This window comes from Arthrobacter sp. 2762 (assembly GCF_040548745.1).
Classification (GTDB): domain Bacteria; phylum Actinomycetota; class Actinomycetes; order Actinomycetales; family Micrococcaceae; genus Arthrobacter.
Window position 1 is genome coordinate 224,232 of the sequence record NZ_JBEPSI010000003.1, and the last position, 22,274, is coordinate 246,505.

The window sequence follows — 22,274 nt, forward strand, 5'->3', positions numbered from 1 at the left end:
TGTTTCAAGCTGGAACTAGTGGCTGAGACTCTTCTGGTCCGCGCCAGCTTCGATGGCCTCGTGGTGGCCATGCGCGTGTGCTGCTTCGAGTTCCGCAGGAGTTGCCGGAGCAACACGGTCTTCGAAGAACCACTTGGAGAGCGCTGCACGCCGCTTTTCCTTGCGGGTTACGACACCGTGTTCGTTCGGCGTCGCCGGCAACGGAACCGGAGATTCGAATCCAACGAGCTTGTAGCGCTTGTACTCGTCCAGGGGAGCGTGTACCTCGATGAACTCACCGTGGGGGAGCCGTACGATGCGGCCGGTCTCACGCCCATGGAGGGCGATCTCGCGGTCCTTACGCTGCAGAGCGAGTGCGATTCGCTTAGTCACGATGAAAGCGAGGATAGGGCCGATGAAGAACAGTGTGCGCAACCAGTACGTGACATCGTTCAGGGATACGTGGAAGTGCGTTGCGATGAGGTCCGAGCCTGCCGCTGCCCACATGACGCAGTACCAAGTGAAGCCTGCAACACCGATCGCGGTACGCGTGGGTGCGTTACGGGGACGGTCAAGGACGTGGTGCTCACGGTTGTCCTTGGTTACCCAGCGTTCGATCCACGGGTACATGAACAGCACAGTGAAGATGATGCCCGCGGGCACGAGTGCCGGCAGCAGGACGTTCAGTGTCAGCGTGTGACCGAAGATGATGTACTCAAAGTGGAAGTTGTTGATGACGCCAGGCATGAGGCGAAGTGCGCCGTCAACAAATCCGATGTACCAGTCAGGCTGGGTACCGGCGGAAACCGGGGAGGGGTCGTAAGGACCGTAGTTCCAGATCGGGTTGATCGTAAAGGCAGCTGCCATAAGGGCCAGGACGCCGAAGACGATGAAGAAGAACCCGCCAGCCTTGGCAGCGTAAACCGGGCCAAGGGGGTAACCGACGACGTTGCCGTCGTTGCGTCCCGGGCCGGGGTACTGCGTGTGCTTGTGAACGACAACCATGAACAGGTGAATCACGATCATGAGCAGAATCAGGGCCGGAACCAGAAGGATATGAAGCACATAGAGACGACCAATGATCGCTGTGCCCGGGAATTCTCCGCCGAAGAGGAAGAACGAGATGTAGGTACCAATGACCGGAATGGACTTGATAACGCCATCGATGATGCGCAGACCGTTGCCGGAAAGGAGGTCATCGGGGAGGGAGTAGCCAGTGAAGCCGGCAGCCATGGCCAGAATCAGCAGGACGCCGCCCACTACCCAGTTCATTTCACGCGGCTTGCGGAACGCGCCGGTGAAGAAGACGCGCAGCATGTGGACACCCAGGGAGGCCACGAACAGCAGCGCCGCCCAGTGGTGCACCTGGCGCATGAAGAGGCCACCGCGGACATCGAAGGAGATGTTCAGCGATGAGCTGTAGGCCACGGACATTTCGACGTTGTACAACGGCGTGTAGGAACCCTGGTAGTGGGTTTCAGCCATCGAGGGATCGAAGAAGAAAGTCAGGAATGTACCCGACATCAGGAGGATGACGAAGGAATACAGCGCCACCTCACCGAACATGAATGACCAGTGGTCCGGGAAGACCTTGCGGCCGAACTCGCGCAGGATGCCGGAGCCACCTACACGTTCGTCCACGAAATCAGTGAAACGGCCAACTTTTGTCTTCGCTACGAAGGGGGCTTCAGCTGTTGATGAGGCGCTCATGCTCGTCACGCTCCCAGTAACTCGGTCCTACAGGTTCTTTGAAGTCGCTGGTTGCGACGAGGTAGCCCTCTGCGTCAACTGCGATGGGCAGCTGGGGGAGCGGACGGCTGGCCGGTCCAAAGATGACCTTGCATTCCTGCGTGAGGTCGAACGTGGACTGGTGGCACGGGCACAGAAGGTGGTGTGTCTGCTGCTCGTAAAGAGCAACCGGGCAACCAACATGGGTGCAGATCTTGGAGTAAGCAACAATGCCGTTGTAGCTCCAGTTCTCGCGGCCCTCGGAGGGGTTCAGCGAGTTGGGATCGAGGCGCATCAGCAGAACGACGGCCTTGGCCTTTTCGTTCAGCTTGCCTTCGTGAAGTTCGTTGAGACCTTCGGGAATGACGTGGAAGGCCGAACCGATGGTGACATCCGAAGCCTTGATGGGAGTGCCATCGGGGTCGCGGGTCAGTCGCTTGAGCTTGCCACCTTCAGGGGCCCACATGGTGTGTGCGAGCTTGTCATCAGGACGCGGTCCCAGGTCGCCGAAAATAGCGAGAGCAGGGAGCGGAGCAAGGGCAACGGCACCAAGAAGGGTGTTGCGGATCAGCGGGCGACGCTTAATGCCGGTTTCCTCGACGATGTCGTCGACGATGCGCACCGCAGCCTGGCGATCTTCCTCATGACGGATAGCGTGGCGCTCTTCCGACACCTCGTGATCGGGCATCAGGGCCTTGGCCCAGTGCACGATGCCGGTGCCAATGCCAAGCATTGCGAACGCCGTACCCAGGCCCAGGAGCAGGTTCTGGGTACGGATGTTTGCAATCGTCGAATCGTCGCCCAAATCGATGGCGAAGTACGCCACCAGGAAGATCAGCGTGCCGATGACAGAGGTGCCAAACAAAATGGCTACCTGACGCTCGGCTCGCTTTGCGGCTACCGGGTCCGTGTCAGCCAGGCGCAAACGATGCGGAGGAAGCCCAGGATCCTGGAACTTCTCCACTTCATTCTGACCAGCCGTAGCTACGGTGCCCGAGTGGTTCGGACTGCCGTCACTATGGTTGCCCATAATTCGCCTCATCCTTCTCTCGTTGTCTCGGCCTGGGCCGAGTTAATTTTCAGTTCGAAACTGCTGAACATGCAGCAGAAGTTTGTTGTCTCGTCCGGACTATGACGTGCGTGACGTCAGCCAGATGGTGAAGGCGATGATGACGCCCAAGCCGGCAACCCAGACGAAGAGACCTTCAGACACGGGGCCAAGGGCGCCGAGATCGGCACCGCCCGGTGAGCCGTTGGCTTCGATGGTCTTGAGGAAGGTGATGATGTCGCGCTTACCTTCGGGTGAGACGTTCGAATCGTTGAACACAGGCATGTTCTGCGGACCCGTGGCCATGGCCTCGTAGATGTGCTTTCCTGTGACATCTGCCAGCGCGGGAGCGAACTTGCCGCGCGTCAGGGCGCCGCCGGCTGCGGCAGCGTTGTGGCACATGGCGCAGTTGACGCGGAAGAGCTCGCCACCTTTGGCTGCATCTCCCTTTTCGTCAAGGAGGTGTTCTTCCGGAATCGCAGGGCCTGCGCCGAGCGATGCAACATAAGCGGCCAGCTGGCTGGTCTGCTCCTCGTTGAACTGGACGGGCTTCTTCTGCGCCTGGGGGCCATTCATCTGCATGGGCATGCGGCCGGTGCCAACCTGGAAGTCAACTGCTGCGGCACCCACGCCGACCAGCGAGGGGCCGTCCTTGGTTCCGCTTGCACCCATGCCGTGGCAGGTGGCGCAGTTGGCAGCAAACAATTTGCCGCCTTGCTCTACGTCACTTGCGCTGTAGCTGGTGGTGTCGGCCTTGGCCTGGTTGACAGATGTGGCAACGGCGTACAGCCCACCAGTGAGGAGGAGGCCCATCAGCAGCAGCGCAATGGCTGCCAGTGGGTGACGTCGCTTCTGCGAGAGTGCCTTCACGTGGTGGTTCCTTTATTCGATCCTGCGTCGGCTCCGCGAGCCGCTTCTTGAAATTCTGCCTCTTGTAGAAAAAGAGTCAAAGCCGGGCTACTTCAGGACGTAGATGACCAGGAAGAGGCCAATCCAGACGACGTCCACGAAGTGCCAGTAGTACGAGGTGACGATCGCGGATGTCGCCTCAAAGTGTCCAAACTTCTTGGCTGCAAACGCGCGGCCAATAATGAACAGGAACGCGATCAAACCGCCGATGACGTGAAGGCCATGGAAGCCCGTAGTCATGTAGAAGGCGGAACCGTAGGCATTGGATGACAGGGATACGTGCTCCGAGACGAGCATCGCGTATTCCGTGGTCTGTCCGGCTACGAAGAAGGCACCCATGATGAAGGTGAGGACGAACCATTCGCTCATGCCCCAGCGGGTGAACTGCAGGGGGCCGCCGGTGCGGCGCGGTTCAAGGCGCTCAGCGGCGAAAACGCCCATCTGGCAAGTAAAGGAACTGGCCACGAGGACGATCGTGTTAACGAGCGCAAACGGGAAGTTGAGCTTGGCCGACTCCTCGGCCCACATCAGTCCTGATGTGGAGCGCAGGGTGAAGTACATGGCAAAGAGACCGGCGAAGAACATCAACTCACTGGACAGCCAAACAACGGTTCCAACAGAAACCAGATTGGGGCGGTTCAGCGTCGGGTGCGCCGGGGTACTGGGGGCATGGGTCGCAGATGTCACAAGGACATTATGTCTGTAAAAGTCCAGACTTCCCAATGCAAACCACCGATTCGGGAGACTTTTTCTACAAAGACGCGAAATCGCGCGGAAAAGTTCCCGGTCCGGTTCACATTGGTCATCGGTGCAGCCCGGTCGATAGCATCAAGGGGTGACTTCTCCGGCATCGGCACCTGCAGCCAGCAATAACTGGCCAGGGCTCATCTCAGCACTGATCAATGGCGACGACCTTGCAGTGGGCAATACTGAGTGGGCCATGAACACGATCATGGCCGGCGAAGCGACTCCCGCGCAGATCGCGGGTTTCCTGGTTGCCCTGCGTGCCAAGGGCGAAACGGTGGAAGAACTGACCGGCCTTGTGGAGGCCATGCTTCAGAATGCCAACCCCATACAGATCTCCGGTGAAAAGCTGGACATCGTGGGAACGGGCGGGGACAGGCTGAACACTGTCAACATCTCCACCATGGCAGCCCTTGTGGCGGCCGGTGCGGGCGCGAAGGTCGTCAAACACGGAAACCGGGCGGCGTCGTCGACGTCCGGTTCTGCTGATGTGTTGGAAGCTTTGGGTGTCCGCCTGGACCTTTCGATTGACCAGGTTGCCCGGAATGCGGAGGAGGCAGGAATCACCTTCTGTTTTGCACAGGTTTTCCATCCCTCGTTCCGTCATACTGCAGTACCCCGGCGGGAGCTGGCAGTGCCCACGGCCTTTAATTTTCTCGGCCCCATGACAAATCCTGCTCATGTTCAGGCTTCGGCAGTTGGCGTCGCCAACGCCCGGATGGCTCCTCTGGTTGCGGGCGTCCTTGCCCGTCGCGGCAGCCGCGGCCTCGTGTTCCGTGGTGACGATGGGCTGGACGAATTGACGCCCACGGGGCCATCGACTGTCTGGGAGATAAGGAACGGAACTGTCACTGAACAGGTGTTCTCACCCGCTGAGCTCGGTATCGAACCGTCCACCGTTGCGGATCTGCGGGGCGGGGACGCCGCCGCAAATGCAGTGGTTGTACGTGAGGTCCTTGATGGCAAGACAGGTCCTGTGCGCGATGCTGTCCTCTTGAATGCTGCCGCTGGCCTGGTGTCCGTTGATCTGAACGCCGAGGGTGACCTTTTGGAACGGATGCGAGCTGCCTTCACACTGGCAGCGGAGTCCGTGGATTCAGGTAAGGCCGCCGGCGTCCTGACCAAGTGGATCGCCCTTAGCCAGAGTTCCAAAGGCTAGCCACAGCCTCTGCAGACTGTGCGGCCGCTGGACTGTGCTGCCGCTTCGAATCGGGATCTGCAGGGGTCCCTGACCCTTATTCGAATCCCAACGCAAAGGCGGCGTCGAGATCGTGCTGGGAGTAGGCACGGAACGCTATGTGAGTAGTGGTGTGGACCACTGAATCCACCTTCGACAGGCGGTCAGCGATGACGTCCGCGAGGTCTTCATGCTTGGACACCCTGGCTACAGCGATGAGGTCCCATTCTCCAGTGACGGAATAGACTTCACTGATGCCCTGGATGGCTGAAATCTGCTCGGCGGTTTCCGGGATGCGCGAAGCATCCGTCTTGATCAGGACGAAAGCGGTGATCACGGGGGGCCTTTCCGGAAAAGCTTCATTGCGGACGCACTTCAGCCTAGTACATGGGAGATGCGGGGACCCTTTCAGACTTTGGACTGGCGCTTTCGTGACGTGCGCAGAATTAACGCGAGAATGGCGCGGAAGCCGAGCAGGAAAACACCAAGGCTGATAAGTGCCACGATGACAAAGGGCAACACCACCGTCTGGCCGGTCACCGCCCTGAGCAGCATGCCGATCCCTACGGCACCGATCCAGACACAAATGCCCGAAGGCCAGAGGGCATAGGGCGCACGCCAAACCCTCGCGACCAGCCAGGCGACGCCCGCACCAGCGAGGAAGGGCCAGGCCGTGACAAAGGCGCCTGTGATGATGTCTCCACGGGCATGGGCGTCCCGGCCGATCGCGGCGAAGACAAGAATCAACACGAGGTCGGCGGCGGCGGCAGGAATCCAGGATCTAAGCGATGACGGCATGTTCTGACATTATCCGGGCGGAAGTGTTGGCGCGAAGTTGACGACCCGCAGGTACTCGCTTGCGCTTGGTTTCTGCTCCGGCCACGATGACTGCAGGAACAAAGGACGCACCCCAATTAGTGGAGGAGATCATGCGATTCGTTCAAGTAGCCCAGCATGCCGAAGACCTCAAGCGGGCGGCGGCCTTCTACGCTGCACTGCTGGGCGCCGAGCCCAAGGCTTTGTACGACCCTCCCGGGCTCCTCTTCTTTGACGTGGGTGGCGTGCGGCTTCTGCTGGAGAAAGGAGCGCCGTCGTCCCTGCTCTATTTCGAGGTTGGAGACCTTCACGGCACAGTGGCCGCGTTGAGGAGCAAAGGCGTCAAGATCATTTCGGAGCCGCACATTATTTTCACTCATGAGGATGACCTCCTCGGACCGGCAGATTCAGAGGAATGGATGGCCTTCATTGAAGACAGCGAGGCCAATACCGTTGGCCTGGTCAGCCGGATCAGGACGGCAGGCGACTAACTCTTGCTTGATCAGCAGGCCCCGCGCTGGTGCGCATAACGCATCCGGTGACAGCCGCCGTCGGGCGTTGTGTGGTGGAACCCACACGACTAGCCTCAGTCGGGGGACAACTGGTTCCTCACGATCCTGGAGGACTTGCAGAATGCAGAAGATTTCCACCTGTTTGTGGTTTGACGGCCGGGCGGCAGAGGCGGCGGAGTTCTACACATCGACATTTGATGATTCGTCCATCCTGACATCGATGCCGGGTCCAGACGGACAGGTTCTTACCGTGGACTTCGAGATTGAAGGACGGCAGTTCATGGCCTTGAACGGGGGACCCGCTTTCACCTTCAACGAAGCGGTTTCCCTCGTGGTGAACTGCGATTCGCAGGACGAGGTGGACCGTTACTGGAATGCGCTCTTGGAAGGAGGGGGAGAAGAAAGCCAGTGCGGATGGCTGAAGGACAAGTTTGGCTTGTCATGGCAGATCGTCCCTGCTGGGATGCCGAGCCTGTTGAATGGTCCGGATCCAGCAGGTTCCCAGCGGGCAATGGAAGCCATGTTGAAGATGCGGAAGCTTGATATCAACGTTTTGCAAAAGGCGTACGACGGCGACTGAAAGTTCGGGGGACAGGCGCCTTGGGCGCTGCTAGCATTACCGCACGGTGACGTGCGCACCTATTACAACCATGAGGAGAACTGACTAATGACAACCCGCCTCAACCCATATATCTCGTTCCGCGATAATGCCAGGGACGCAATCAACTTCTACGAGTCCGTCTTCGGTGGCGAACTGACGCTCAGCACTTTCGGCGAATATCAGGCAAGCGAAGACCCCGCCGAAGCGGAGAAGGTCATGCACGCAATGCTGGTAACACCCAACGGTCTGACGCTGATGGCTGCCGACACGCCGAACGGCATGGACTACAACCCGGGCAACAACATCTCGGTGTCTCTAAGCGGCCAGTCCGAGGATGAAGCCGAACTTCGTGGTTACTGGGACAAACTCGCCGACGGCGGTACCGTCACCATGCCACTTGAAAGCGCACCGTGGGGTGACACCTTCGGGATGTGTGTGGACAAGTTCGGCATCGCTTGGCTGGTCAACATTGCAGGAGCCCAACAGGAGCAGTAGCAGGCGCGCGGAACGAATGCCTCGTCCGGCTCGCGTTGGACGGGGCATTCCCGTTCCGGCTTTTACACGATGCGACGGCCAGAGGGATCAAGCCTGACGCCAACATGCTTAGGTGTCCGCAAGACGACTGAACGGTCCATGATCTCCACCATGGGCAACTTCTCACCCAGTTGCCGTTCGAGAATGCTCATGTCCTCAAGCCGGCGAAGCCACATCGCCATCACAATCGAATACAGCCCACCTGTGGTGACGACAAGACGCACTTCTCCGAGGCCTGCCAGCCTGCCCGCCACTGCCTGCACCTGTGTGGCTGGGACACGGAGGAAGTACCAAACGTTTACGGGCCAAGGCGACAATGTACGCGCCATTTCAAGGCGGACAACTATCCGATCCTGGGCCAAAGCTGCGGCTAGAGCGCTCTTCGCCCGCGGCGGGCTGATTCCCAACTTTTGGGATATTTCGGTAATCGAGGCTCGACCGTCAGCGCGCAGGATCCAAAAAAGTTGTTCTTCCAGATCCGCCGATGCGCCCTTCGCGGCCGGACTTGGTTGAGGTGCTGCGCGTTCTATGAGTTTTACCTCGTGGTCCTGCAAGGAGCGCAACCGCCAGCTCCGGGCGTCCGCCAACAGATTGATGCCCGGATGGGTTCTCGTGCTGCGGATTCCTTTGACGGCCGGCAAGCGGTCCAAAACGAAACGTCCGAGGGAGGCGTCATCGCGGCTCATGACAGTGATGACCATGTCCCTGCCACCTGCGGTGTGATCCATGGAGAGCACATCCGGATCGGCCGCAAGCTCTTCGGTCACGCCCGCCATGCTGGCAGGCGAGCACTCAACTTCCACCAGGGCAAAGGCGACTTTGGAACCGAGCCCACGGTAGGTTGCTACCCATGCCAGCCCTTCACCGGAAAGATATTTCCAGCGTCGGGCCAAGGTGACTGCATCCGCACCCACACCAGGTGCCAAGGCCGTCCATGGTGCCCGGGGGCGGATCTGAAGAGCATGCAGGAGTTTGAGGTCCCGTTCATCAAAGTCGAAATCCTGCATGGAACGTCTACTTCCAACAAATTGCCTGCGTTTTGAGTGTGACCAATCACTTGCTGCCTAGATTCTAGGCGTCACCACTCAAACACTTCGGAAGGCAGCCATGCTTGCTCCCGTCCTGCCGTTCGGCCGCGTCCAATCTTCCACGACGGCTCAGCAAGTACAAGTGCTTCTGAAACCTGCACTAAGTCAGCAGGGGAGGGGAGTGGGCACACACCCAACAGTGGCGGGCGAGAGTGAAACACTTCTGCTTGCTTCCGTGCGCGGGGGTGACTCTGGATCCTACGAGGAACTTTTTCGCCGGCACCAAGGCATTGCCACCTATGTCGCCCTGACTGAATCGGATAATCCAACGGATGCTGACGACGTGGTCTCCGAGGCGTTTGCATCGATCCTGAAATCCCTGCTGGAGGGCAGGGGGCCGGTGGACTCATTCAGGGCTTATCTGTTGACCACCGTTCGGCGAATGTCGCACCGTCGCAATCTGCAGAGCAGACGAGCAGCGGCGACGGTGAATGGCGTTGAGAGTCAGGTCATGGTTGTCAACGATGATCCTGTTCTCAAAGACTTCGAGAACACGATCCTTATGCTGGCTTTCCGTTCCCTGCCATCCCGCTGGCAGACCGTACTTTGGCAGGTGGACGTTGAGGGCATGAAGCCGGCTGCAGCGGCACGGGCCATGGAACTGACTCCAAACGCTGTGTCGTCATTGCTCATCCGGGCACGGGAGGGTCTCCGCCAGGCGTACCTGCAAGAACACGTGCAGGAATCAGCTACGGACCCCTGCACGGACTTTTCGCGCTACCTAGGTAAATACGTCCGAAATGCCGTGCGCCAGGCCGCCCAGGAGAAACTTCGCCGGCACTTGGACGATTGCCTCCGTTGCACAGGGGTGTTGGCTGAGTTGGTGGAAGTTCAGTCAGTAATGAAACAGGCCGGGTCCCGCGCTGGATAGGTCTGGCCGCGTGTTTCGCTGCATAGGGGACTGAACTGCCGTTACAAGCTGGAAGTATGTCGGAAAGATGGAGAAAACATAGGCCAGGAGAAAGGCATATCCCATCGCGAACGCGGTCTGGTATGGCCACCTGGTGCGTCGAAGGTTCTCTTCTTCGACTGAGTGCTGACCCGACGTTCCAGGTCGGAACAAACGCACTGGAGGCAACTGCACGTGGAAGATGGTCACTGCAAGAAGCTGAAGGATCGCAGCTGAATAAGCCAGCAGCGGCATCCGACAAAAACAGTGACGATTGGAAAAAGGACATCCACTCCAATGGCGACCACATTTCCCGCCAGCTGAAACCGCACGAAGAACTGATCCGTACGGGATCCCTCCTTCACAGGAAGGCGAAAGCGTCCAGCTGCTGCCACGGCCAGTCCGACAAGAACCAAGGCCAGGAGTATCAGGAACCGTTCCATTACAGACACACCCCAACGGAAGTGACTGTGGGAGCAGGGGAGTCAACGAAGTGCTGTAATCAACGGTTACTGGTCATCGTGCACATTCGACACGGAACTATTCAATGGACCGTGCTGCTTCTCGGCGTTTGACGACGGTTCGCCGACTGGCTTCGCCAAGGTCTAGTCAGGCTTCCGGTGTTCGGCAGCCCAGACAGCCAAGGCAGCGCGGCTGTGCAGTCCCAACTTTGTCAGGGCATGCGCGACGTGGTTCTCCACGGTCCGCGCCGAGAGCGAGAGCTGCCTCGCGATGGACGCGTTCCCGAGGCCTCTGCGCACAAGCTCGGCGATCTCGAACTCGCGGGGCGTGAGCATGTCCGGCTGCAGCACACCTTCGACGGCCCGGAGCTCCTCCGCGGCCTCAGCGAAGGAGAGCTTCTCCCCGGCCTCCCATGCGGACGCGAAGCCTTGCGGTCCGAGCAGCAGCTCAGCGGACGACCGCACGTGGTCGAAGTCGGCGAGCGCAATCTCGTGGAATCTTCCGCCGGCCCCCTCCCTGCGGGTCGTCGCGGCGGCAGCTCGCACCGCCGTCGCCGGGTCCCGGGGCACAGTGAGCGCCGCGAGGCGGGCGAGCGCGACTCCGCGGTAGGATATATCGCCCACCCGGGCGAAGGCGTCCACCCCTTCGAAAAGCCTTGCCCGGCCCATGGCAGGGCGGCCCCGATTCGACTCGGCAAGGCCCAAGTACGTGAGGATCTGCCCCTGCGCCCAGAGGTCCCCCGCGTAAACGGCAAGGTCCAAAGCCCTAGTGAGGATGCGTATTGCCTCCTCGTCGCGATGTGCCCACACCGCCGCCATTCCCCGCATGCCGATGGCCCTGCTCTGTCCGGCTACATCACCGAGCCCTGTATATACGTCCAGAGCCGCCTCGCACGACTCGATACAACCTTCGGTGTCTTTGGCAAGACAGCGGGCGATGGCCTGATAGAAGAAGGCGGCGCCTGCCCCTGCCGAACCTGGTTCAAGAATGGCAAGCGCTTCCGCAGCCAGCCGGTTCCCAGCCTCGGTCTCCTGCCGCGAGGTGTGGCAGACGGAAGCCGTTATCAGACCTTGAGCCCGCGCATCATCATGCATTGGATGGCGTTGCAGAAGACCAGTGGCCCGGGAAAGTCCTTCGTCCTGGGCATAGCGGAACCACAGTTCTCGCGTTGCGCCCATGATCTGAAGGCCCTCGGCAGGTGCGGCAACGACCGCGAAGTCGAGAGCCGCCCGGAGATCCGGCAAGCGATCGACGGCTTGCCCGTTGCGTGAGCTCTCCATCACGCTCAATGGTCTGTCGGCGCTGAACTCTGCCGCGATCCACGCAAGGTGGCGCCTCTGCACCTCCGCGAGCCGTTCGCTGTCGAGCCCGTCGCGAGCGAACTCCCGCAGGCTCTCTAGAAGTCGGAAGACCGTGTGGCCTGCCGCGTCGAAGGACGGCTGGAGCAGGGATCGGGCCACGAGGTCTTCGACGGTCTCCAGCGACGCACCCGCGACGGCGGCCGCCGCGCGCGCGTCGAACGGACTCGCGAAGACGGCGCACGCCTCGAACGCGGCGCGCTCGTGCTCCCCAAGTGGGTCCACACTTGTTGCGATGCAGGCTCTCAGGCTGCGGTGGCGGGCCGGCCCTGTGGAAGGTCCGGATCCAAGAGCATGCAAGGGGCGCTCGAGCAGGGGCAGCATCTCCGCCGGCGTCATGACGGACATACGAGCAGCTGCCAACTCAAGGGCCAGCGGCAGCCGGTCCAGACGTGCGCACAGTTCGCGGGAGGCGGAGCGGGATTCCGAGGAAACCGTAAGTGACGGCCGAACTGCCTGCGCGCGCTCCCAGAAGAGAGCCTCGGCGTCGTCGTCCAGCATGGGCCCCACCGGGACGATACGCTCACCCGAAATGCGCAGCGGCTCTCGGGTCGTCACCAGAACGGTACAGTCCAAGGCGCCCTCCAGGAGCTCGGCCACAAGGGCAGCCGTCTCCTCAAGGACATGCTCCGTGTTGTCCAGCATGAGGAGTACGCGCTCCCCGCCGTCGAGCCACCACAGGATCGCGTTGAGCGCGCCCTCCCTCTTGACACCGCGAAGGCCCACGGCCTCCGCGACGGATAGCGCGACTGGGGCTCCTTTTGGGATTCGGGTGAGGTCCACGAATACCGGATGACCAAAGCGATCGCCCGCGGCGCTCACCGCGGTCAGTGCGATGCGTGTCTTCCCGACACCCCCGGGGCCGGCCAGCGTCACGAGGCGGCTCGACAGGAGAGCGTTATTGATGGCAACTAGTTCGTCGACGCGGCCTATGAAGCTGCTGGGAGACGCCGGGAGACGCCCCGGCGCACGCGCCCTGGGTCCCAGGGCATGGGTTCTCCTGGCCATGCCATCAGTATCTGCGGCAGGGGAGAAGTGTGTCTATCCCCTAAATGAGTAGGCACTTGAGTAGCCGCCCGGATGTCTCAGCCAGCAGTCGAGACCTACTGTAAAGGCATCAGAAAGGGCATACAGACCGTAAGGAGCCCCCCATGTACGCCACAACACCAACCCCGGCGCGAACACCCGCCCCGCCGACAATCCATGAGCGAGCGGCCATCACATGGACCGCCATCTTTCCGCTCGTCGCGCTTAGCCAGTGGGCGCTCACACCGTTGATCGGGCCATGGCCATCTGTGCTCCGGGCCCTGGCAATCACGCTCATCGTGGTCCCCGTCGCCGTATACGTCGTCGTCCCCCGCTTGATTGCGGCGTATCTCCGGCTTGCACGCCGGCCGTGATGCTTCGCCGCTTGTTCGACAGTGAACGGGCCCCGCCGCAAACGCTGTTGACGAAAATCGAGTTGGCAGTCGAGATTCGGGCGAACGGCGCCTTTGCTCCAGGCCCCGGACTTTCGTGCATCCCGGACGCTGGAATCCATGGCCCGGCGCAGTGTCCTGACCCGGCCGGGGGAGAGGCCCGGCTCTTCGCAGTAGCGGTTGAACCTGCGGTTCAGCGCAGTGTCGGAAACCAAAATGCCGCGTTCGGAGGGGAACAGGTCCAGCCCGTCGCTAATGTGGGGGTGGCCGCGTTCCAGCCAGTCCGCGAGGATCTCCGCCGACGAGTCAAACACCCTCGGGACGCTGCGGCGTTTCCAGGGAGATCCTTTCATGGCCTTGCCATAGCGGATCTCCAGCACTGCATACTTGCAGAATTCCCGGGCGTGCGGGTTCCTGGCAAAGTCCACGGTCTGCAGGTGTCTGACCTCATCGCGTTGCAGCCCCCAGCAGTAGGCCACCTTGAACAGGACTAAGTCGCGGTAGATCGGCAGCCAGCCAGTCAAAACAGATCTGCGAAGCCGGGGCGGGCAGGGGGGCAACGAGGTGCTGCAATCAACCTTTACTTTACATAATGTAGATTATCGGCGTTATAAGCCCCGTTGTGGAAGTGGTTACTGGAACTCCCGTTTAGTGGACGCGGTCCACCTGGTCCGGAATGAGGCTGCCGTCCTCGCGCACCACTGGCCCCTTGCTGCTGTCCGGGTTGGTGTACGCCTTGGTGGTGCATGGATACGGCTCGCTACGCTGTGGTTTGGGGTCGATGAACATTGGGGTGATCAGCCACTTGCCGTCCTCGTTGTCGTAGGCTCGGCACATAATTTCGGCGTTGTTCCGGTTCACCACCAGCCTGGCTTCGGTGGCGTCGCCAACGAAGGTTACGTCTGTGCCGGAGTCGCCGGCGGCCAGGATCTGGCGGCGTTCGGCAGGCAGTTGCTCAAAGGCTGAAGGACCCTCGACGCCGAAGATCACCTGATTGGCCCAGCAACGTTTTCCCTCGATGTAGGTCATGACGGAATCTTCGCCGTCGGGTATTCCGCCGCAGCCTTTCAGATGGGAGGTTTGGATGCCATCCTCGTAGACGCTGCGGACGCCCACGACGTGCCCGGCATCGATGCCGACGTCGCCGGCCCACGCTTTGACCACCGGCTCCGGCGATGCGGAAACCACCCAGGTTTCGATGCCGTGTGCCTGAAGAACGCCGATGAGGTCCTTGATCTGTGGGTAGATCCGGATGTAACCGTCCACCTGCTGGCTTCCAACTGTCTGCATGCTGCCTTGTGCTGCGGACAGGTTCTCCTGCTTCATCGCCAGTGCGAACTGGCCGAGCTGCTCCTCGGTATACCCGGCAGAGAGAGCCGTACCCCAGGCATAGGCGCCTATGAGGTGGCGCGCATTGAAGCCCTCAAAAGCTGGCTCGCCGGAACGCGTCTTGTCCTCAAGGATGGCGAGGATTTCATCGGCGCAGTCCGTATTGCTGCTGGTCTTGAGAGGCTGGCCCGGGGCCGTGTCGGTACCGCATGCCACTGTCAGTGCCTTCGCTGCCGCATCCGTAAGGTAGCGGTTTGTGCTTTTCCAGTCCTTATTCGCCGGTTGCAGGACTTTGTCGTGCCGCAGCATCCAAAAGTTCGTGCCGTAGCCGATGTCGTTCTTCACTACGGTGTTGTCCCAGTCAAAGATCGCCACTGGAGCTTTGCCTCCGCGCGCTGTTCCGGTGCAGTTGCTGTGGGCGTCAATGGTCTTTTGTAGTTGTTCCCGGACCTCCCCCGGCCATGCCAGTTGGGCGTCAAGTTGGCGGCATTCGGCTGCTGCCCCAGTATTGGTGGCAAGAGGCGTGGCGCACGACGTGGCCGACATGAGGGTCGCCACTACGGCCGCGGTGGTCGCAAACCGGAAATACTGTTTCCTGAGCGATCCCTTCCTGTGGCTGTTGTCATCCTTGACTGGCCCTGACGAAAATGTGGACATGTTTCCCCCGGTTCTCAAGATTCTTAATGGTCTGTAAATAGTCCAAAGTCCTGAGTAAGTGTGTGTCACATCACGATGGATAGTCAAGGAATTAGAGGGAAATTTCTGGCAGGAAGTTGGGGTCGGCCACTCTGAAGCAAGTGGTATTGGCATTTTTTCAGGCCGGCCACGAATCAAGCGCCGACGTAAACCGCCAAATGCTTGCCGGTCAGCGTCGAGCGGTCAGCCACAAGGTCAGTGGGCGTGCCAGAGAAGACTATCTTGCCGCCGTCGTGTCCGGCGCCGGGCCCGAGGTCGATAATCCAGTCGGCATGTGCCATGACGGCCTGGTGATGCTCGATCACGATGACTGACTTTCCGGACTCAACCAAACGATCCAGCATGCCGAGCAGGTTCTGGACGTCGGCGAGATGGAGGCCTGTGGTCGGCTCGTCCAGGATGTAGATGTCGCCCTTCTCCGACATTTGCGTGGCAAGCTTGAGCCGCTGGCGTTCCCCGCCGGACAGTGTGGTGAGCGGCTGTCCCAGCGTCAGGTAACCGAGTCCGACGTCGGCGAGGCGGTCCAGGATCTTGTGGGCGGCCGGTGTGCGAGCTTCCCCTTCGCTGAAGAAGGTCTCAGCCTCGTTGACAGACATTGCAAGCACCTCTGCAATATTGCGCCCGCCAAGCCTGTACTCCAATACGGACGCCTGGAAGCGCTTTCCTTCACATTCCTCACACGTTGATTCCACCGTCGCCATGACGCCTAAATCCGTGTAAATGACGCCGGCACCATTGCATGTGGGGCAGGCGCCCTCGGAGTTGGAGCTGAAGAGTGCCGGTTTCACATTGTTGGCCTTGGCGAATGCCTTGCGTATGGGCTCAAGGAGCCCAGTGTAAGTTGCAGGATTGCTTCGGCGGGAACCCCGGATGGCACCTTGGTCGATCACCAGGACGCCGTCCCGTTTGGCCACCGATCCGTGAATCAGCGAGCTCTTGCCCGATCCGGCCACACCGGTGAGTACACACAGCACGCCCAGTGGAATATCAACGTCCACGTTTTGAAGATTGTTGGTGGAAGCTCCGCGGACCTCAAGAGTGCCGGAAGCTGTCCGTACCTGCTCTTTAATGGATGCGCGATCGTCGAGGTGGCGCCCAGTGATGGTGTCACTCCCCCGCAGCCCGTCCAGATCGCCTTCGAAGCAGACCGTGCCGCCGCCTGTGCCCGCGCCAGGTCCGAGATCCACCACGTGGTCAGCGATCGCAATCGTTTCAGGCTTGTGCTCGACTACCAGCACAGTGTTGCCTTTATCCCGCAACTGCAGCAGCAACTGATTCATACGCTCGATGTCATGCGGGTGCAGGCCGATAGTTGGCTCGTCGAAGACGTAGGTGACGTCAGTCAGGGATGAGCCCAGATGCCGGATCATCTTGGTTCGCTGCGCCTCTCCCCCGGACAAGGTACCGGCAGGCCGATCGAGGGACAAGTATCCGAGACCTATCTCGGCGAATGAGTCCAAGAGGTGCTGCAGTCCCTTGAGAAGCGGAGCCACTGAGGGCTCATCGATTTCCCGGATCCATAAAGCAAGGTCACTGATCTGCATCGTGCACACATCCGCAATGCTCTTCCCCCTGATCTTGGAAGAACGTGCCTCCGGGCTCAACCTGGTGCCTTCACACTCCGGACAGGTGGTAAAGGTGATGGCCCGCTCCACGAAGGCCCGGATGTGTGGTTGAAGTGCGTCAACGTCCTTGGAGAGCATCGATTTCTGGATTTTTGGGATGACGCCTTCATACGTGAGGTTGATGCCTTCGACCTTGATTTTGGTCGGTTCCCGGTACAGGAGGTCGTGGAGCTCCTTCTTGGTGAACTTGGCAATTGGCTTGTCCATATTGAAGAAGCCTGATCCGCTGAAGATCCGGCCATACCAGCCATCCATCGTGTACCCGGGAATGCTGAGCGCGCCCTCGTTCAAGGACTTGCTGTCGTCGTACAGCGCGGTGAGATCGAAATCGTTGACTGAACCCATTCCCTCGCATCGTGAGCACATGCCGCCCAGGCGATTGAAGCTGGCCTTCTCCGTTTTGGTTTTGCCCTCGCCGCGATCCACCGTGATGGCCCCGCTGGCTTTTACGGTAGGCACGTTGAACGAGTACGCGTTCGGCGATCCGATGTGGGGCTGCCCGAGCCGGCTGAAGAGAATACGGAGCATGGCATTGGCATCTGTTGCGGTACCCACGGTTGAGCGCGGATTTGAGCCCATCCTCTCCTGGTCCACGATGATGGCAGTTGTCAGACCTTCCAGCATGTCCACGTCCGGCCGCGACAATGAAGGCATGAAGCCCTGAACAAAAGCGCTGTAAGTCTCATTGATCATTCGCTGGGACTCTGCCGCGATGGTGCTAAAGACCAACGAGCTCTTGCCCGAGCCGGAGACACCCGTGAACACCGTGAGGCGACGTTTGGGGATCTCGACACTGATGTCCTTGAGGTTGTTCTCGCGCGCACCCTGCACCCGTATGAGGTCGTGGGTGTCTGCTACGTGCGACGGCGGAGACTGCGTGTCGGTGCTCGTGGCAATGCTCATGATCTCTCCATCTGTTGGGCGGCACCTGCTGGTCACAACCTGTTGGTCGGTGCTGCCCAACAGTCCCCCGTCGACGCCGCCTGGCCAGGACTGACCAACGTGAGGTCAGTATGTAAAATTCTCGTTCGTCGTCGCGAATGCGGCAACGGTCATTGTCCACACTAACGGCCCGTGCTGCAGGCCTTTGGGAGGACGCGAAGCCCGAGCCGTTCCAACCATTGTCATCAGCGGCCGACTCACTAAGAATGAAGCATGCCGGTATACATGAGGTCCCTTGAAACCGCAGTTCCGCCAACCATCCTCGTGCAGTCGCAGGCACGCGACGTCTTCGCAGCTCAACCAGGCTTGACGCGGCTCGGATCGCGACTGGTCTCCACCTGCTTCGACTCAGCTGCAATAGATACCCGCTATACGGCGGTGGAAGAGCTGAGCCTCGACGCGCATCCGGAAAATCCACGATTCTTTGACCCTTCGACCAATCTAGTGCTCAGCCCCAGCACCAAAGTCCGGAACGAGATTTTTGCCACGGAGGCCACCAAGCTCTTTATCGAGTCCGGCAAGGCTGCGGTAGCACGCGTGCCGGATATCGACCTCGATGACATTACTCATGTCATTACTGTGTCCTGCACGGGGTTCTTCAATCCTGGTCCCGACTACAAGGTCGTCCGGGCGCTGGGACTGAACCCCGCCGTGCAGCGTTACCACCTCGGCTTCATGGGCTGCTATGCCGCGTTTCCAGCCCTGAAGGCAGCCAAGCAGTTCTGCCTGGCAGATCCAGCCGCCGTCGTTCTGGTTATCTGTGTGGAGCTTTGTTCGCTGCACGTGCGCACCTCCAACGACCCCGACACCATCATGGGTTCGGCCATCTTCGGCGACGGTGCGGCCGCGGCCATCGTGACGTCCAAGGAACCCCAAGGGCCCGAACCAGTGATCAGGCTGGACCACTTCGAAACGGTCCTCACCCCCGTTGGTGAAGAGGCGATGGCCTGGAACATTGGCGACGAGGGTTTTGAAATGGTCTTGGGTTCCTATGTGCCCCACATCATCGAGGAGCACATCACCGGGGCGTTGGAGCCGTTGCTCGCCAAAGAGCCGCAACTGGCAGAACTCCCCTATCGGGATATAACGCACTGGGCCATTCATCCCGGTGGGCGCAGCATTCTGGACAAGGTCGAATCCAAGCTCGAACTCACCGCGGAGCAACTGGTCCCGGCGAGGGAAACACTCAGGGAATACGGCAACATGAGTAGCGCCACTGTGTTGTTTGTCTTGAAGTACATGCTTGGGCAACCCGCAAATCAACGCGAGGAGCGAATCTGCTCCATGGCGTTCGGTCCCGGCCTCACTGTGGAGACTGGCCTCTTTACGTTGGTCTCTCCCACCCTGTGAGCCCGTGGGGATCCCTGAAAGACAGGGACTTGGATGCCATCGAGGACATGGACCGGCCTGATTGTGACCTCCAGCGCCTGGATCGCAGCTACGCCCGCTTCCCGGTGGTTAACCGCCTCCTTTCCGGATGGCACCGGACGTACCGTGACCGCTTCCGTCCACTTCTTACAGCCAACGGCACGGCGTCGGTCCTGGACATCGGGTGCGGTGGTGGGGATGTCGCTCGAAGCTTGGCCAGATGGGCCGCAAAGGATGGATTTGCGTTGAAGGTAACTGCCATAGACCCTGACGAACGGGCATACAGTTTTGCGACCCGGGCGCCAGCGGTGGAAGGCGTCACCTACCGGCGGGCACACAGCGCGGATCTTGTCGCGGAGGGCAGGAGGTTCGATATCGTCCTCTCGAATCACATCCTCCACCACCTCGATGCTGACCAACTCGCCGGGGTGTTGAAGGACTCAGAAGTACTGTGCCGGAGGCTCGCGCTGCACAATGACCTCAAGCGGAGCAATATCGCATACCTTCTCTTCGCGGCAGGCTTCTGGCCTTTGGGCGTCGGCTCTTTCATCTGCGGTGACGGTTTGGTCTCCATCAAGCGCAGCTTCACCTCCGGGGAGCTCCAGGCGGCGGCACCGGAAGGATGGAGGGTGGATCGAAACGGACCGTGGCACAACCTGCTCGTCTACGATCATGCCGGCGATGGATCCTGGACGTGAGGGACAGACGTGCTTGACGTCATCATCGTGGGTGCCGGCCCGGTCGGTTTGTTCATGGGCGCCTTGTTGCTCAAACAAGGGCATCAGGTCCGAATCCTTGAACGCCGTCCGACCAGGAGCCACCGTTCAAGAGCAATAGGAATTCACCCGCCGGCGCTCATCGAACTCGGACGGGCCGGTCTTTCTGCGCCGTTGTTGGCATCCGGTGTGCGGATCGAGCGGGGCGTTGCGTACAGCAAAGGCAAGAAAATCGCCGAGCTGCCCTTTACAGGGGACCCGGGCTTCCCCTTCATCCTCGCTGTCCCGCAACCAGTGACGGAGCAGGCACTGGAACAAGCGATCCTGGCGTTGGACTCCAAGGCGATCATCCGCGGCGCGGACGTGCGCAAGTTTGCCGACGACGGCGGCACTGTCAGCGTCCGGGCGGTCTCACCTTCCGGAGAACACACCTTCACCAGCCGTCTCTTGGTGGCAGCTGACGGAGCCCACTCGCTGATACGACAACGTCTTCTCCCCGACCTTCCGGCCCGCAGCTATCCGGATAGTTATCTGATGGGAGATTTCATTGATGGGACAGGCCACGGAGACAACGCGGTCCTGTATTTGGAGCCCGAGGGGATCGTGGAGTCGTTCCCCCTGCCCGGGGATGTTCGCCGGTGGGTGGTACGGCTTGGAGCCCCGGCGGGCGGCGCGACGGCGGCTGACCTGGCTGCCATGGTCCAAGCCCGGACCGGCGCCGTGCTGGATCCGGAAAGCAACACCATGTTGAGCGCATTTGATGTCCAGTCGAGGCTTGCGGGCCGCATGATCCATGGCAGAACAGTGTTGTTGGGCGATGCCGCCCACGAGATCAGTCCCATTGGTGGCCAGGGAATGAACCTTGGATGGCTTGATGCTGCTGCCCTGGCACCTCTTATTGATGCCTCCCTCAGGGGACAGGCTGTCGGTCGTCAGCTTCAGGTGTTCGAGAAGGACCGACGCCGGGCAGCGGCCCGCGCATCCTTGCAGGCGGGCTTGAACATGGCACTTGGAAGGCCCCTCCCTCCGGCAATCATGGCGGCCAGGAACTCGTTTTTTAGCTATGCGTTGGAGTTTCCTGCTGTCTCAGCGTTGGTGGAGCGGCGCTTCACCATGCGCTAGCTCGTGCGTGTTCCTTCAGGACGTTGCCTGCTCAGGGAGTGTGTAGTAGCAGTCGTAGGTGTCCTGGCTGATGATCAAACCGTCCCGCAGCTCAAAGACAGCGGTGCTCCGCGCACGTATGGTTTCGCCGGCGTCCCAGTGCGGGAGGTCCAGGAGCAACGTGGCTGACCAGTTCATCTCCAGGACTACCCGGTTGCCTTCGCAGGTGGTCCGGACCACCTCAAAGCTCTGGTTCGCCACGATGTTCTTACTGTGATCCGCGCCAGTGAGAGTCTCCTGAAGGGTCCTGGTGGAACCGGTCTTGGATAGTGCGTGCGGCCATTCCGTCAGTGTGAAGTCGTGGGCCAGGTACGGGCTGATCTCAGCGGCGCCGCCGCCGGACTCAACCGTCCTGATAAACCCGAGTACATGGTCCAGGGGGTTGCTTTCAGTCATCCGACGAGCCTAGCTGAACGCGGAGACCGGCGCCCGGCAAGGGCGCTCCCGGGTGCAGGACACAGGCGCGAAGAGGAGCCTTCGCGTTAGGCTCAAGTCATGACGCAGCAACCTCACTCCGAGGCGCCCAGCCCGGCTACTGACTTTAATCCCCTCCAGATCAGGGACGCAGTCCTGCGGCTACTTGAAACCGAGGAACTTCCGCCCATCGTTCAAGCCGGGCACCCCGTCCTCCGGCAACAGGCCGCGCCATATGACGGCCAGCTTGATGGCGCTGAATTGGCGGCGTTCATCGAACGGATGCGTGAGGTTATGCATGCGGCACCGGGGGTTGGGCTGGCGGCTCCGCAGTTGGGCATTCCGTTGCAGTTGGCAGTCCTTGAAGACAAGTACGAGGTGGATCCGGAGTCGGCAACGGTCCGGCACAGGGAGCCGCTGGAGTTCATGGCTGTCCTCAACCCGAAATATCGGCCTCTGGGAAACGAGACAGCGTCCTTCTATGAGGGATGTCTGTCCGTTAACGGCTACCAAGCGGTGGTCACCAGATACCGCAATGTGGAATTGAGCTATCTCACGCCAGAGGGACGCCCTGTGGAGGAATGGTTCTCAGGGTGGCAGGCACGCATAGTGCAACACGAAACGGACCACCTGCAGGGAATCCTTTACGTGGACAAAGCAGAAATGCGATCGCTTTCCAGCAACGCCGAACACTCATTACGGTGGACCAACCCGGACATTGAGGACGCGCGCCGGACCCTCGGTTTCCTGCACGGCTAGC

21 protein-coding genes are annotated in these 22,274 nt (G+C 60.4%); 10 read left to right on the forward strand and 11 right to left on the reverse strand.

Annotation, left to right across the window (positions count from 1 at the left end; translation table 11 throughout):
- Positions 1–15: 15 nt before the first annotated feature.
- The 4 genes from qcrB to ctaE all read right to left on the reverse strand — a co-directional run bounded on the left by qcrB (position 16) and on the right by ctaE (position 4,351).
- The gene (gene qcrB / locus ABIE18_RS07640; RefSeq protein WP_431115329.1) at positions 16–1,689 is read right to left on the reverse strand and encodes a cytochrome bc1 complex cytochrome b subunit; all 1,674 of its coding nucleotides are present in this window, start codon (positions 1,687–1,689) and stop codon (positions 16–18) included.
- Positions 1,667–2,737 carry a cytochrome bc1 complex Rieske iron-sulfur subunit gene (gene qcrA, locus ABIE18_RS07645; RefSeq protein ID WP_431115328.1) on the reverse strand — a complete coding sequence of 357 codons (1,071 nt, stop codon included), beginning with the start codon at positions 2,735–2,737 and terminating at the stop codon, positions 1,667–1,669. Before qcrA ends, qcrB begins: the two co-directional genes overlap by 23 nt.
- A 99-nt stretch (positions 2,738–2,836) precedes the next feature.
- Positions 2,837–3,625, reverse strand: a complete 789-nt coding sequence (gene qcrC / locus ABIE18_RS07650) for a cytochrome bc1 complex diheme cytochrome c subunit (protein WP_431115326.1) — start codon at positions 3,623–3,625, stop codon at positions 2,837–2,839.
- An 87-nt stretch (positions 3,626–3,712) separates the two neighbouring features.
- Positions 3,713–4,351: an aa3-type cytochrome oxidase subunit III gene (gene ctaE / locus ABIE18_RS07655; protein WP_431115325.1), complete on the reverse strand. Its 639-nt coding sequence runs from the start codon at positions 4,349–4,351 to the stop codon at positions 3,713–3,715.
- 148 nt (positions 4,352–4,499) lie between these two features.
- Here ctaE and trpD point away from each other — a divergent pair, with 148 nt between their 5' ends.
- Entirely contained in the window at positions 4,500–5,567 is a 1,068-nt protein-coding gene (gene trpD / locus ABIE18_RS07660) for an anthranilate phosphoribosyltransferase (RefSeq protein ID WP_499722080.1), read from the forward strand.
- A gap of 76 nt (positions 5,568–5,643) precedes the next feature.
- On the opposite strand, the gene ABIE18_RS07665 is transcribed toward trpD, so the two are convergent.
- On the reverse strand, positions 5,644–5,922 hold the full coding sequence (locus tag ABIE18_RS07665; RefSeq protein ID WP_223932953.1) for an Lrp/AsnC family transcriptional regulator: 279 nt from the start codon (positions 5,920–5,922) through the stop codon (positions 5,644–5,646).
- Between the two features lie 71 nt (positions 5,923–5,993).
- Entirely contained in the window at positions 5,994–6,383 is a 390-nt protein-coding gene (locus ABIE18_RS07670) for a DUF3054 domain-containing protein (RefSeq protein WP_499722082.1), read from the reverse strand.
- Between the two features lie 131 nt (positions 6,384–6,514).
- On the opposite strand from ABIE18_RS07670, the gene ABIE18_RS07675 reads away from it, so the two are divergent.
- From ABIE18_RS07675 to ABIE18_RS07685, 3 genes are all read left to right on the forward strand, one after another.
- Complete coding sequence (locus ABIE18_RS07675) at positions 6,515–6,892, forward strand: VOC family protein (RefSeq protein WP_499722084.1); 378 nt, start codon at positions 6,515–6,517, stop codon at positions 6,890–6,892.
- A gap of 142 nt (positions 6,893–7,034) precedes the next feature.
- Positions 7,035–7,493 (forward strand): VOC family protein, encoded by a 459-nt coding sequence (locus tag ABIE18_RS07680; RefSeq protein ID WP_498700588.1) that lies wholly within the window; start codon positions 7,035–7,037, stop codon positions 7,491–7,493.
- Between the two features lie 87 nt (positions 7,494–7,580).
- A complete protein-coding gene (locus ABIE18_RS07685; protein ID WP_499722086.1) occupies positions 7,581–8,009 on the forward strand; it encodes a VOC family protein in 429 nt (142 codons plus the stop codon).
- 62 nt (positions 8,010–8,071) lie between these two features.
- On the opposite strand, the gene ABIE18_RS07690 is transcribed toward ABIE18_RS07685, so the two are convergent.
- Entirely contained in the window at positions 8,072–9,055 is a 984-nt protein-coding gene (locus ABIE18_RS07690) for an Lrp/AsnC ligand binding domain-containing protein (RefSeq protein WP_499722088.1), read from the reverse strand.
- A 202-nt stretch (positions 9,056–9,257) separates the two neighbouring features.
- On the opposite strand from ABIE18_RS07690, the gene ABIE18_RS07695 reads away from it, so the two are divergent.
- Positions 9,258–10,007: an RNA polymerase sigma factor gene (locus ABIE18_RS07695; protein WP_499722089.1), complete on the forward strand. Its 750-nt coding sequence runs from the start codon at positions 9,258–9,260 to the stop codon at positions 10,005–10,007.
- Positions 10,008–10,630: 623 nt separating this feature from the next.
- Here ABIE18_RS07695 and ABIE18_RS07700 read toward each other — a convergent pair.
- On the reverse strand, positions 10,631–12,853 hold the full coding sequence (locus tag ABIE18_RS07700) for an ATP-binding protein (RefSeq protein WP_499722090.1): 2,223 nt from the start codon (positions 12,851–12,853) through the stop codon (positions 10,631–10,633).
- Between the two features lie 143 nt (positions 12,854–12,996).
- On the opposite strand from ABIE18_RS07700, the gene ABIE18_RS07705 reads away from it, so the two are divergent.
- Entirely contained in the window at positions 12,997–13,245 is a 249-nt protein-coding gene (locus tag ABIE18_RS07705; protein WP_477515693.1) for a putative antibiotic biosynthesis monooxygenase, read from the forward strand.
- A gap of 666 nt (positions 13,246–13,911) precedes the next feature.
- On the opposite strand, the gene ABIE18_RS07710 is transcribed toward ABIE18_RS07705, so the two are convergent.
- Both ABIE18_RS07710 and ABIE18_RS07715 read right to left on the reverse strand, forming a co-directional pair.
- Positions 13,912–15,249, reverse strand: a complete 1,338-nt coding sequence (locus ABIE18_RS07710; RefSeq protein WP_499722091.1) for a haloacid dehalogenase-like hydrolase — start codon at positions 15,247–15,249, stop codon at positions 13,912–13,914.
- Between the two features lie 173 nt (positions 15,250–15,422).
- A complete protein-coding gene (locus ABIE18_RS07715; RefSeq protein WP_499722093.1) occupies positions 15,423–17,816 on the reverse strand; it encodes an ATP-binding cassette domain-containing protein in 2,394 nt (797 codons plus the stop codon).
- Positions 17,817–18,068: 252 nt separating this feature from the next.
- On the opposite strand from ABIE18_RS07715, the gene ABIE18_RS07720 reads away from it, so the two are divergent.
- Genes ABIE18_RS07720 through ABIE18_RS07730 form a run of 3 tightly spaced genes read left to right on the forward strand, consistent with a single transcriptional unit; the run spans position 18,069 to position 21,061 of the window.
- Positions 18,069–19,205: a type III polyketide synthase gene (locus tag ABIE18_RS07720; protein ID WP_499722094.1), complete on the forward strand. Its 1,137-nt coding sequence runs from the start codon at positions 18,069–18,071 to the stop codon at positions 19,203–19,205.
- Positions 19,202–19,921, forward strand: a complete 720-nt coding sequence (locus tag ABIE18_RS07725; RefSeq protein WP_499722097.1) for a class I SAM-dependent methyltransferase — start codon at positions 19,202–19,204, stop codon at positions 19,919–19,921. The genes ABIE18_RS07720 and ABIE18_RS07725 overlap by 4 nt, the downstream gene beginning before the upstream one ends.
- Before the next feature lie 9 nt (positions 19,922–19,930).
- Positions 19,931–21,061 carry an FAD-dependent oxidoreductase gene (locus ABIE18_RS07730; RefSeq protein WP_499722098.1) on the forward strand — a complete coding sequence of 377 codons (1,131 nt, stop codon included), beginning with the start codon at positions 19,931–19,933 and terminating at the stop codon, positions 21,059–21,061.
- Positions 21,062–21,076: 15 nt separating this feature from the next.
- Here ABIE18_RS07730 and ABIE18_RS07735 read toward each other — a convergent pair whose 3' ends face one another.
- Entirely contained in the window at positions 21,077–21,496 is a 420-nt protein-coding gene (locus ABIE18_RS07735; RefSeq protein ID WP_499722100.1) for a nuclear transport factor 2 family protein, read from the reverse strand.
- A 99-nt stretch (positions 21,497–21,595) separates the two neighbouring features.
- Here ABIE18_RS07735 and ABIE18_RS07740 point away from each other — a divergent pair, with 99 nt between their 5' ends.
- Positions 21,596–22,273: a peptide deformylase gene (locus ABIE18_RS07740; RefSeq protein ID WP_499722101.1), complete on the forward strand. Its 678-nt coding sequence runs from the start codon at positions 21,596–21,598 to the stop codon at positions 22,271–22,273.
- Position 22,274 lies beyond the last annotated feature (1 nt).